Source organism: Thermomonas sp. (assembly GCF_019104945.1).
GTDB lineage: Bacteria > Pseudomonadota > Gammaproteobacteria > Xanthomonadales > Xanthomonadaceae > Thermomonas.
On the sequence record NZ_JAHRWW010000001.1, the window covers coordinates 1 to 11,435 of the forward strand.

Sequence of the window (11,435 nt, forward strand, 5' to 3'; positions counted from 1 at the left end):
AAGTCGTCGAACCACTGCTGGGGCAAGAGCCCCCCCCCCACCCGCACTAGCCGCCATGCTCACCCGCGCAAGTCACGCAGAAGCGCTACCCAATGATGCGGCGATATTGGAAAACACCTTACGAAATTGGTGAATAATTGAGGCAGTCTGTAAAAATATGGAGCGATGCGTAGTAACTTAATATCCGATACAAGCCCGCGGCGCCGTGCTTATTTGTTACGCCGCTATTTGCCACTTCTTGCCTGTTTCGCGAAAGATCATCTTGTCTTCATGCACAAGTTGATCCAGCTCGTTTAGCTGGTCAATCAAACGCCGCACGCGCACATGGTTGGTGAAATGCCCAGACACCAACACCCGCAGCATCTTGTCAGCTGGGCCTTGAATGCGCCCGCGCCCTTTCTCCCATAGCGCCACCGTCTGCGCATTCACACCAAGGCTCGCAGCAAGGGAGGCTTGCGAAAGCTCCATTTCCTTACGCAAAAAACGAATTTCCGTACCCGACAGCTTCCCCGGTTTATGCACGAGCGCACGCGCAAGCACGCGGTGCAGACCTTCCACATCGTGAATCGTAACCCCTTTCCCGTAAGGGGTATCGTGTATGGCAAACCCATTGGACAGCCACACGTTGCGCAAGCCGCAATCGGTGTAGTGGTACATCTTGTTCATGGTGTCACCCAAAATGCTGTAATTACGATGCTTCTCTCTAGCCCGTCTTCAATGGCAACCGCGCATCCTATGTTTTCTCCACATGCATAGCGCTCAATGCGTAGCGTCCAATTTCCGTGTACGTCTCGTAGCGGTGCTTCAGTGATGAGACCACGCCGCAAGCAGTTCAACACCTGTGTGCGCGTGATGTGGCGTTGCTTCATCCGTTGTATGGCGTGGCTGGTGAAAACAACCTTCCCACTATCCTCTGCAATTTGCGCAAGCACCCGCTTTGCCGAAGCATTCGTCATGCGAAACTGCACAACCTTCTTCGCAACCATATGCACACTCATACAGCTCCATTGCGCGCAGCATATAACCTATAAAAATTATAGGCAATAGAGTTGCCATATGACAACGCGGATCACGCAGAAGCACTGCCCAATGATGCGGCAATATTGGAAAACACCTTACGAAATTGGTGATTTTCTACGGCACTTTGCGAAGACACATCCGACGTTTTGACTTTATCACCGGCAAATTGTTCAAACCTACGCATAGCTGCAATAATAATCGGTCATGACCCCGTAGCTCAGCTGGATAGAGCGTCCCCCTCCTAAGGGGAAGGTCGCCCGTTCGAATCGGGCCGGGGTCGCCAGTATTTTTCTGCACTTCGGAGGTTTCGCCATGTCCCACCCCGTACTCACTGCACTTGGTCTGAGCGCCACTGAATCTGGCACCTATCTTGGTAACGGCGAATGGTCGAAGACCACCGACGCCGGCATTATCGAGCCCATCAACCCCACCACGGGTGAAGTGCTGGGCCGCGTGCATGCCTCTTCGCAGGCCGACTACGCGCTGATCATCGAGCGCGCCCAAGCCGCATTCAAAGTGTGGCGCACCACCCCGGCCCCGCGTCGCGGCGAGGCCGTGCGCCTGTGCACCGAAGCACTACGCGCGCATAAAGACGCGCTGGGCTCGCTGGTGGCGCTGGAAATGGGCAAATCCAAGCCGGAAGGTGACGGCGAAGTGCAGGAAATGATCGACATCGGCGACTTCGCCGTAGGCCTGTCGCGCCAACTGTACGGCCTGACCATGCACAGCGAACGCCCCGGCCACCGCATGTACGAGCAGTGGCACCCCATCGGCTTGGTGGGCGTCATTTCCGCGTTCAACTTCCCGGTTGCAGTGTGGGCGTGGAACAGCTTTATCGCCGCCATCTGCGGTGACATCACCCTGTGGAAGCCCTCGCCGAAGGTGCCCCTGTCGGCCATCGCTTCGATGAAAATCTGCAATGAAGCGCTGCGTAAGGGCGGCTTCCCCGATATTTTCTTCCTGTTCAACGACGCAGGCACCGAGCTGGCGCAAGAGTTTGTGGACGACAAGCGCGTGGCCTTGATCAGCTTCACCGGCAGCACCCAAGTGGGCCGCACCATCGGCGAGCGCGTGGCACGCCGTATGGGCCGCAGCCTGCTGGAGCTAGGCGGCAATAACGCCATTATCGTGGATGAAACTGCTGATCTGAAGTTGGCCATCCCAGCAATTGCCTTCGGTGCCGTGGGCACGGCGGGCCAGCGCTGCACCACCACCCGCCGCCTGATCGTGCACGAATCCATGTACGACGAAGTGCTGGCGAAATTGATTGCGGCATATAAGCAGGTGGAAGGCAAAATTGGCGACCCCACCGACCCTTCCAACCTGATGGGCCCGCTGAACAGCAAAGACGGTGTGAACGCCTTCTTAGCTGCAATTGAAAAAGCCAAGGCCGCTGGAGGCAAGGTGGAAACCGGAGGCGCTGCAATCGACCGCCCGGGTAATTTCGTCCTGCCCACGATCATTACCGGGCTTACCAACGACGCCGATATCGTCCAGCACGAAACCTTCGCACCGATCCTGTACGTCATGAAGTACCGCGATCTGGACGACGCCATCGACATGCAAAATGCCGTGCCGCAGGGCTTGTCTTCTGCCATTTTCACCACCAACCTCAAGCGTGCTGAAAAATATCTGTCGGCAGCGGGTAGCGATTGCGGCATCGCTAATGTCAATATTGGCACCAGCGGAGCAGAAATCGGCGGTGCGTTCGGCGGCGAGAAGGAAACCGGCGGTGGCCGCGAATCCGGTTCCGACGCATGGCGTGCGTATATGCGTCGCCAAACCAATACAATCAACTACTCGGATGCACTGCCTCTGGCCCAGGGCATCAAATTTGATCTCTAAGGACGTTGCATGAGCACACCCCTTCCTGTTCGCCAAACCAGCACACTGGCTGTTGTTAGCCTCGTCTTCGGCATTTTGGGCTGGAACTTGCTGCCATTTATCGGCAGCGTAGTGGCGGTAATTACCGGCCACATGGCGCGCAAGGAAATCCGCCAATCGGCGGGGCAACTGGAAGGGGATGGGCTCGCCGTGGCGGGGCTGGTGATGGGCTATCTCATCATCGGCCTCGGCATTTTGGGTATCCTTGCGACCATTCTATTTTTCGGCGGGCTGGCGGCACTGCTGGCCTTTGTTGCTGCGGGGCATTAACGTTTGTACGCACTGTCTCGCCCCTTTCTATTTGCGTTCAATGCTGAGCGCGCGCACGGCCTTGGGTTGGCTGGTCTTGAAGCGGCCCACCGCTGCGGTCTTGGCTCACTTTTAGCCACGCCGCCAAAGCCGCTGCCTACAAAAGCGTTCGGTCTCACCTTCCCAAATCCGGTGGGTTTAGCCGCAGGGCTAGATAAAAACGGCGCGCATATCGATTCCTTGCTCGCGCTTGGCTTTGGCTTTGTGGAAGTAGGTACCGTGACGCCGCTGCCGCAGGGTGGCAACCCCAAGCCGCGCCTGTTCCGCCTGCCGGAGCACGAGGCCATCATCAACCGCATGGGGTTTAATAACCTCGGCGTGGATACGCTGGTGCGCAACGTCGAACGTTCGCAGCGCAAGGGTGGGCTGCTGGGCATCAATATCGGCAAAAACAAAGACACACCAAACGAGCGCGCCGAGTACGACTATCTGCTGTGCCTGCGCAAGGTGTACCCGCTGGCCGACTACATCACGGTCAACATTTCTTCGCCCAATACTGCGGGTCTGCGTGAGCTGCAGGAAGAACAAGCGCTGCGCAAGCTGGTCAGCACCCTACGCGATGAGCAGGAAAAGCTCGCTGGCATTCATGCCCGCCGCGTGCCACTGCTGGTGAAAGTCGCTCCAGATCTTTCTGAAAGCGATATTGACGCGGCCGCACGCGTACTGGGCGATCTGCACGTCGACGGCGTGATCGCCACCAATACCACCATTGCCCGCGATGGCGTTGAATCCTCGCCGCTGGCGCAGGAAACCGGCGGGCTTTCCGGCGCACCAGTGATGGCACAATCCACCACCGTGCTGCGCATGCTGCGCACGCGCCTGCCGGACAATATCCCGCTGATCGGTGTGGGCGGCATCATGCAAGGGGCCGATGCGGCCACCAAGCAGACCGCAGGTGCGGTTTTAGTGCAAACCTATACCGGGCTGATCTATCGCGGCCCTGCGCTGATTGGCGAATGCGTGGAAGCCTTACGCCGCCGCAAAGAAGCCCCAAGCCGCGGCAATCTCCCCCCCGATCACGTCTGAGTATGGCCGATCCTTACCGCCTGATTGAAAACGCGCGCCTCGACGCGCGCAATACATTTGGTGTGCCTGCGCGCGCGCCGATGCTGGTGGAAGTACACCGCAATGACGCCCTGCCCGAGCTGTTTGGCTACGCCATGCTGCAAGACGCTGGCCTGTTGATGCTAGGCGGCGGTAGCAATTTGCTCTTTGCTGGCGATGCGCCGGGGGCCGTCATTGCACTAAATACACGCGCCATTACGTTATTAGACGACGATGGCGATACCGCACTGATCCGTGCCGATGCGGGCGTACTTTGGCACGACTTTGTGCTGTGGACACTAGGCCACGGCCTATCGGGGCTCGAAAACCTCGCCCTGATCCCCGGCACGGTGGGCGCAGCGCCCATTCAAAATATTGGTGCTTACGGCGTGGAGGTGTGCGAACGCGTGCATCTCGTGGAAGCTTTTGATCGCGAAACACGCGGTTTTGTTCGGCTAAACGCCAGCCAATGCGCGTTTGCCTACCGCGACTCGCTGTTCAAACATAGCCTTGATCGCTATCTGGTTACGGCGGTGGAGTTTCGCCTATCGCGCTCTTTTGTTCCGCGTCTTGAATATGCAGGTATCGCGAGTGAATTAAGCGCCATGGGCATCACCGAAGCGCCGCGCGCCTCGCAGGTAGCCGAAGCGGTGATGCACATCCGTCGCCACAAGCTGCCCGACCCGGCGGTCATCGGCAATGCAGGTAGTTTCTTCAAAAACCCGATTCTCCCAGCCGCGCAGGCCGAAGCACTGTTGCAAGAGCACCCAGCATTGCCGGTATTTCGTACCCAAGATACAGGGCTACGCAAACTTTCGGCCGCTTGGCTAATCGACGCCTGCGGTTGGAAAGGCCACCGCGACGGTGACGCGGGCGTATCCGCCGAGCACGCGTTGGTGCTGGTCAACCACGGCAACGCCAGCGGACAGCAACTGCTCGCTTTGGCGCGGCGTATTGCGGAGTCGGTGCAGGCGCGCTTTGGTGTAGTGATTGAGCCTGAGCCACGCGTGGTAGGTGCGCGCTGGTGAACGCACCGCGCAATACCCACGCACGCGCCGCCCTACTGATGCTAGGGAGCACCGTAGGGTTTGGCCTGATGGCCATCTTTATTCGCCTTGCTTCGCATTCGCTGCCCACTTGGGAAGTCGCCTTTTTCCGTAACCTATTTGGTTTTCTTAGCTTGCTGCCAGTGCTGGCATGGCCAGCGTTCAAACAGTCACGCCCGCTGCATGCGTTCGCACAAAGCGTGCGCACCCAACAGCTACCACGCTATTTCATCCGCACCGCGATTGGCATCGTCAGCATGTTCTGCGGGTTCTGGGCCATCGCCAACCTACCCTTGGCGCAGGCGATTTCGCTTACATACTCATCACCAATCTTCGTCACCATCGCCGCCATTTTTATGCTGGGCGAGCGCGTGCGTGCGCGCCGCTGGAGCGCGGTGGTCTGCGGTTTTATCGGCGTGCTCGTCATCGTCCAACCGTGGTCGCATGCGTTTAGCCTCGGCTCACTTGTGGCGGTGGCCGCCGCCATGCTCAGCGCACTGGTGGCGATTCAAATCAAGCAGCTGTCGAGAATTGACCACGCCGACACCATCGTGTTTTGGACCTATGCACTGTGGGTGCCGATGTCGCTACTGCCCGCCCTGCTGGACTGGAAGGCCCCTAGTGGCATCACGTGGGTGTGGTTGCTGGCGATTGGCCTGATGGGCACAGTGGGGCAGCTGCTGTGGACGCGCGCGCTTAAATTAGGCGATGTATCCGCACTCACGCCCATTAGCTTTACCCAGCTGCCGTTAGTCACCTTCGCCGGTTGGCTATTATTTGATGAGCGCGTAGGCACCGCCACCCTTGTGGGCGCGGGTATTATTTTGACATCGACCTTCTACATCGCCCATCGCGAAGCGGTGCTTGCCCGCCGTGCAGCCTCACAAGCCGTGAGCGAAGCAAACCCACCCGGCGAATAAGCCGCGCTTAACCGCAACCGTTACAGCCGCCGCAGTCTTTACCACCGCTGCCCGGTGGCGCGATACGCCGCGCCAGTTGACGCATCCACGCGGGCCGCCCTTCCGCCAACAGCGGCAGGGCTAGGGCCACACGCAGCTTGCGCGTGGCATTGGGGAACTGTTTGTGCATCACCACAGCGGCGCTCACCAAGACCGCCAGTGCTACGACGCAATACTGCGCGATCAGGCCCGTGTTCATTAGCCCGCTCCAAGCGCAACAGCCACTTGATAGGTCAGCAGCGAAGCCAAATACGCCAGTGCGAACAGATAGCCTGCGGCAAACAGAGTTTGATTCCACGAGCGAGTTTCGCGGCGAATAGTGGCCAGCGTGGACACGCACTGCGGCGCGTAGATAAACCACACCAGCAGCGACAACGCGGTAGCCAGCGTCCACTGCGATTGAATAATGGGCGAAAGTGCCTGCGCGGCCGCTTCATCACCCACCGCAGAAAGTGCGTACACCGTGGCCAGCGACGACACCACGACTTCACGCGCCGCCATGCCGGGGATCAGTGCGATGCAGATCTGCCAATTAAACCCAATCGGAGCAAAGATCGCCGTCATCCATTGGCCAATTTGCCCGGCAAAGCTGTAGTCAATCGCCGGTGCGGTAGCCCCTTCCGGCGCACCGGGAAAGCTAAGCAGGAACCACAGCAGAATAGTGAGCGACAAAATAATGCCGCCCACGCGCTTTAAGAAAATCATTGCGCGTTCCCACAGGCCAATACCTACGTCACGCAGATGCGGAATGCGGTACGACGGCAATTCCATCAGCAGCGGGTGCTCGCTCTTATCGCGCCGCCATAGCTTCATCGTCCACGCCACCGCCAGCGCGCTTACGATCCCTGCGACATATAGCCCAAACAACACCAAGCCTTGCTGGTTAAACCAGCCAATATCTTTCTGCGGCACAAATGCGCCGATCAACAGCGCATACACCGGCAGGCGCGCCGAGCAGGTCATCAGCGGCGCCACCAAGATGGTGGCTAAGCGGTCGCGCGGGTCTTGGATCGAACGTGTGGACATGATGCCCGGCACCGCGCAAGCAAAGCTCGACAGCAACGGAATGAAGCTACGCCCAGATAACCCCGCCACCGCCATGGTACGGTCAAGCAAAAATGCCGCGCGCGGTAGATAGCCCGACTCTTCCAGCGCCAGAATAAAGGCGAACAGCACCAAAATTTGTGGCAGAAAGACAACCACGCCGCCCAACCCCGCGATGATGCCGTCCACCAACAGGCTACGCAGCGGGCCGTCCGGCACCCACGCGCCCACGGTTTCACCCAGCCACGCGGTGGCCGCTTCGATCCCGTCCATCATCGGTGTTGCCCAAGCGTACACCGCCTGGAAGATCAGGAACATCACCACCGTCAGCACCACCAGCCCAAACACCGGGTGCAGCAGCCAACGGTCAAGCGCGTCGTCCACTTCGGCCGTGCGGCGCGGCATCGTCACCGCCACCGACAACAGACGGCGCACTTCAGCGTGCAGCGCCTCACCTTCAAGCGGCGTTTGCAGCGTAGGTTGCACGGCGTCTTGCTCTAAATGATGCAGCAATGCCTTCGCACCATCGCGCTGCACCGCCACTGTTTCCACCACCGGCACGCCCAGCTCGCGCTGCAGCGCCGCCACGTCAATCGCAATACCGCGACGGCGCGCGGCGTCCATCATATTCAGCGCAATAAGCATGGGCCGCCCCAGCGCGCGCAGCTCCAGCGCAAAGCGCAAGTGCAAGCGCAAATTGGTGGCATCCACCACGCACACCAGCAAGTCGGGCGCCGCTTCGCCGGGGTAGAACCCACGGATCAAATCGCGCGTGACTGCTTCGTCCAAACTTGCGGCATTGAGGCTATAGGCACCGGGCAAGTCCAGCACCGCCAATTCGCGCCCCGACGGCACGCGCAAACGGCCTTCTTTGCGCTCCACGGTGACACCCGCGTAATTGGCCACCTTTTGGCGGCTGCCGGTAAGCAGATTGAACAGCGCGGTTTTACCGCAATTGGGGTTTCCGACCAGCGCAATACGCGGAAGCACCATTGCTTCGGCCGTCATACGCCCGCCTCCGCACGCAGCCGCACCCGCGCGGCCTCGCTACGCCGCAGCGCAAATCGGGTAAAGCCCACCTGCACCAGCAGCGGCTCGGCCCCCAAAGGCCCTGAAGCCAACACTTCTACCCCCTCGCCGGCCACAAACCCAAGATCGCGCAGGCGCTGAGCAATGGGGTCGTTTGGGGTCTGTTCTTCTACAGTTTCGACAACGGCTGGCCAGCGTTTTTTCAGTTCGGTCAATCGCATCGAAACAGTACCGTTTAACAAATGGGAATTGTTCTCAATTCTAGCATTTCCCCTACCGGTATGATGTAGGGCTGAATTTCTTCGAAATGCGTGGTAACTATGAGTTCAGCCTTGCAACTGCATCACAATGGCCCGGTGGCTCGCCTGCGCATGGCGCGCCCAGAGGTGCACAACGCGTTTGATGATCACCTCATCGCCGAACTGACCGCCGCCTTAGACAGCATGGCTCACGATGACAGCGTGCGCGTGCTGGTACTTGAAGCCGAAGGCCCTTCGTTTTCTGCCGGTGCTGACCTCAACTGGATGCGCGGCATGGCCAAGGCCAGCGAGGAAGCCAACCGCCAAGACTCGCTCGCCCTCGCCCGCTTGATGCGCACACTCAACGAACTCCCAAAACCCACCATCGCGCGCGTTCAAGGCGCCGCCTTCGGCGGCGGTGTGGGGCTGGTGGCCTGCTGCGATATTGCCATCGGCACTACAGAAGCTAAATTTGGTCTCACCGAAAGCAAGCTCGGCCTGCTGCCTGCGGTTATTTCTCCGTATGTCATCCAAGCGATCGGCCCGCGTCAGGCGCGCCGCTATTTCGCCACCGCCGAAATTTTTGATGCCCACGAAGCGCTGCGTATCGGCTTGCTGCATCAAGTAGTCGCCACCGACGTTTTAGATGAAGCCGTGCAGCGGCATATCGGCTTTCTTCTGAAAGCAGGCCCGGTAGCTGCGGCCAGCGCCAAACAACTGGTGCGCAATGTCTGCGCCCACAGCAACGCGGCCCAGCACGATGCCGACAACGCCGCCCTTATCGCCCGCCTGCGTGTTTCCCCAGAAGGTCAAGAAGGGTTGTCTGCCTTTCTCGACAAGCGCAAGCCCAACTGGATCAATGCCTGATGTTCTCCACAATTCTGATTGCCAACCGTGGTGAAATTGCCTGCCGCGTGATCCGCACTGCGCGCAAGCTAGGGATCCGCACGGTGGCCGTATTTTCTGAAGCCGATGCCGACGCCCAGCATGTGCGCCTTGCCGACGAAGCGCACTGCATCGGTGGGCCGCGCCCGCAAGACAGCTACCTGCGCGGTGACGCCATTCTTGCGGTGGCCAAACAAACCGGCGCACAAGCCATTCACCCTGGCTATGGCTTCCTCTCAGAGAACGCCGATTTCGCCGACGCTGTTGCCGCCGCGGGTATCGCCTTTATCGGCCCATCCGGCGCGTCCATGCGCAAGATGGGCAGCAAGGCGGGGGCCAAAGAATTGATGGCTGCCGCAGGCGTGCCGGTGGTGCCGGGCTATACCGGCGAAGACCAATCCCCTGACCTACTATTGAATGAAGCCAACCGTATTGGCTATCCGCTGATGATCAAAGCCGCTTACGGTGGCGGCGGCAAAGGCATGCGCATCGTACGCAGCATCGATGAATTTTTACCCAATTTAGAAAGCTGTCAGCGCGAAGCAAAAAACGCTTTTGGCCGCGACCGCGTGCTGCTGGAACGCTATATCGAACACCCGCGCCATATCGAAATTCAAATTTTTGGTGACAGCCACGGCGGCGCAATTTACCTAGGCGAGCGCGAGTGCTCATCGCAGCGCCGCTACCAAAAAGTGCTGGAAGAATCGCCTTCCCCCTTTGTGACCCCAGAACTGCGGCAACGCATGGGCAGCGCCGCAGTGATGGCCGCGCACGCTATTCACTACGCCAACGCGGGCACGGTGGAATTCATCGTTGGCCAAGATGGCGGTTTCTATTTCATGGAAATCAATACCCGCCTACAGGTAGAACACCCGGTTACCGAAGAAGTCACCGGGCTTGACCTAGTGGAATGGCAGCTCCGTATCGCCAACGGCGAGTCGCTACCGCTGGCGCAAGACCAAATTGCGCACCACGGCCACGCCATTGAAGTGCGGCTCTACGCCGAAGACCCCGATGCGGGCTTCCTGCCCGGCTCCGGCACCCTGCATACCCTGCAACTGCCGCCCGCATCGGAGCATGTGCGTATTGATTCGGGTGTGGTGGAAGGTGATACCGTCACGATCTTCTATGACCCGATGATCGCCAAACTCATCGTTTGGGATGAAGACCGCCCGCGTGCGCTGGCGCGTATGCGCGAAGCCTTGGCGCAATGCGCCGTGCGTGGCCCGAAGTCCAATATCGGTTTCCTTGAACGCCTTGTGCGTCACCCGGCCGTGGTGAATGCCACCATCGATACCGGCTATCTCGATCGCCACCTCGATGAATTCGTAACCCCCACACAAGTGGACACACCGCTGCTGCTGGCCGCCACCACGCGCCAACTGCTGCAGCAAGAAGCCGACGCGCGCAGCGCCGCGCAGCACAGCAGCGATGCCACATCCCCATGGGCCAGCGCCGATGGCTGGCGTTTAGGCCACGGCGGCCTGCGGCGCATGGCCTTCCTGCACGGTGAGCAGCAAATCGAACTACAGGCACGCGGCTATGCAGGCGACTATCTCATCAGCCTCGATGGCCACGACTACGGCATTAGCGGCGCGCGCTTAGAACAAGACGCACTCAGCCTGCGCCTCGATGGTGGCATGCGCCGTTTTCACGTCAATACCCACGACAGCGAATTTTTTGTGCACGATGGCGAAAAACGGCTTCGCTTACAGTTTGAATCGGTGTATCGTCGGCTGTCAGGGGAGAGTGCTGCTGCAGAAAACAAAATCCGTGCGCCCATGCCTGGCCGCGTGGTGCTGGTACATGCTGCAGCGGGGAATACCGTCAGTGCAGGGGATGTAGTGCTGGTGCTTGAGGCAATGAAAATGGAACTGGCGCTGAAAGCGCCACGCGACGGCGTGATTGCAGAAGTGCGCGCGCAGGCCGGTGAGTTCGTTGAAGCCGACACCGTGCTGGTGACGCTGGAGCAATGA

Annotated in this window: 12 protein-coding genes and 1 tRNA gene; 8 read left to right on the top strand and 5 right to left on the bottom strand. The window is 59.5% G+C overall.

Features of this window, described 5'->3' with window-relative positions; genetic code table 11:
- Positions 1-216 precede the first annotated feature (216 nt).
- Positions 217-666: a helix-turn-helix domain-containing protein gene (locus KUL77_RS00005; protein ID WP_297141881.1), complete on the bottom strand. Its 450-nt coding sequence runs from the start codon at positions 664-666 to the stop codon at positions 217-219.
- Positions 663-998, bottom strand: a complete 336-nt coding sequence (locus tag KUL77_RS00010; RefSeq protein ID WP_297141884.1) for a DUF4258 domain-containing protein — start codon at positions 996-998, stop codon at positions 663-665. Before KUL77_RS00010 ends, KUL77_RS00005 begins: the two co-directional genes overlap by 4 nt.
- A gap of 228 nt (positions 999-1,226) precedes the next feature.
- Between KUL77_RS00010 and KUL77_RS00015 the strand changes: the two genes are divergently transcribed.
- The 6 genes from KUL77_RS00015 to KUL77_RS00040 all read left to right on the top strand — a co-directional run bounded on the left by KUL77_RS00015 (position 1,227) and on the right by KUL77_RS00040 (position 6,223).
- Positions 1,227-1,303 (top strand) — tRNA-Arg (locus KUL77_RS00015).
- A 29-nt stretch (positions 1,304-1,332) separates the two neighbouring features.
- Positions 1,333-2,865 carry an aldehyde dehydrogenase family protein gene (locus KUL77_RS00020; protein ID WP_297141886.1) on the top strand — a complete coding sequence of 511 codons (1,533 nt, stop codon included), beginning with the start codon at positions 1,333-1,335 and terminating at the stop codon, positions 2,863-2,865.
- Positions 2,866-2,874: 9 nt separating this feature from the next.
- The gene (locus KUL77_RS00025; protein ID WP_297141889.1) at positions 2,875-3,174 is read left to right on the top strand and encodes a DUF4190 domain-containing protein; all 300 of its coding nucleotides are present in this window, start codon (positions 2,875-2,877) and stop codon (positions 3,172-3,174) included.
- A 3-nt stretch (positions 3,175-3,177) separates the two neighbouring features.
- The gene (locus KUL77_RS00030; protein ID WP_297141891.1) at positions 3,178-4,239 is read left to right on the top strand and encodes a quinone-dependent dihydroorotate dehydrogenase; all 1,062 of its coding nucleotides are present in this window, start codon (positions 3,178-3,180) and stop codon (positions 4,237-4,239) included.
- A 2-nt stretch (positions 4,240-4,241) separates the two neighbouring features.
- On the top strand, positions 4,242-5,285 hold the full coding sequence (murB, locus tag KUL77_RS00035) for a UDP-N-acetylmuramate dehydrogenase (protein WP_297141894.1): 1,044 nt from the start codon (positions 4,242-4,244) through the stop codon (positions 5,283-5,285).
- A 38-nt stretch (positions 5,286-5,323) separates the two neighbouring features.
- Positions 5,324-6,223, top strand: a complete 900-nt coding sequence (locus tag KUL77_RS00040) for a DMT family transporter (RefSeq protein ID WP_297142201.1) — start codon at positions 5,324-5,326, stop codon at positions 6,221-6,223.
- A gap of 7 nt (positions 6,224-6,230) precedes the next feature.
- On the opposite strand, the gene KUL77_RS00045 is transcribed toward KUL77_RS00040, so the two are convergent.
- From KUL77_RS00045 to KUL77_RS00055, 3 genes are read right to left on the bottom strand one after another with little or no spacing between them, the layout of a single operon-like run.
- Entirely contained in the window at positions 6,231-6,461 is a 231-nt protein-coding gene (locus KUL77_RS00045) for a DUF6587 family protein (RefSeq protein WP_297141897.1), read from the bottom strand.
- Positions 6,461-8,314: a ferrous iron transport protein B gene (gene feoB / locus KUL77_RS00050; RefSeq protein ID WP_297141902.1), complete on the bottom strand. Its 1,854-nt coding sequence runs from the start codon at positions 8,312-8,314 to the stop codon at positions 6,461-6,463. The genes KUL77_RS00045 and feoB overlap by 1 nt, the downstream gene beginning before the upstream one ends.
- Positions 8,311-8,556 carry a FeoA domain-containing protein gene (locus tag KUL77_RS00055; protein WP_297141904.1) on the bottom strand — a complete coding sequence of 82 codons (246 nt, stop codon included), beginning with the start codon at positions 8,554-8,556 and terminating at the stop codon, positions 8,311-8,313. The genes feoB and KUL77_RS00055 overlap by 4 nt, the downstream gene beginning before the upstream one ends.
- Before the next feature lie 99 nt (positions 8,557-8,655).
- Here KUL77_RS00055 and KUL77_RS00060 point away from each other — a divergent pair, with 99 nt between their 5' ends.
- Entirely contained in the window at positions 8,656-9,441 is a 786-nt protein-coding gene (locus tag KUL77_RS00060; RefSeq protein WP_297141907.1) for an enoyl-CoA hydratase/isomerase family protein, read from the top strand.
- Positions 9,441-11,435, top strand: a complete 1,995-nt coding sequence (locus KUL77_RS00065) for an acetyl/propionyl/methylcrotonyl-CoA carboxylase subunit alpha (RefSeq protein WP_297141909.1) — start codon at positions 9,441-9,443, stop codon at positions 11,433-11,435. The genes KUL77_RS00060 and KUL77_RS00065 overlap by 1 nt, the downstream gene beginning before the upstream one ends.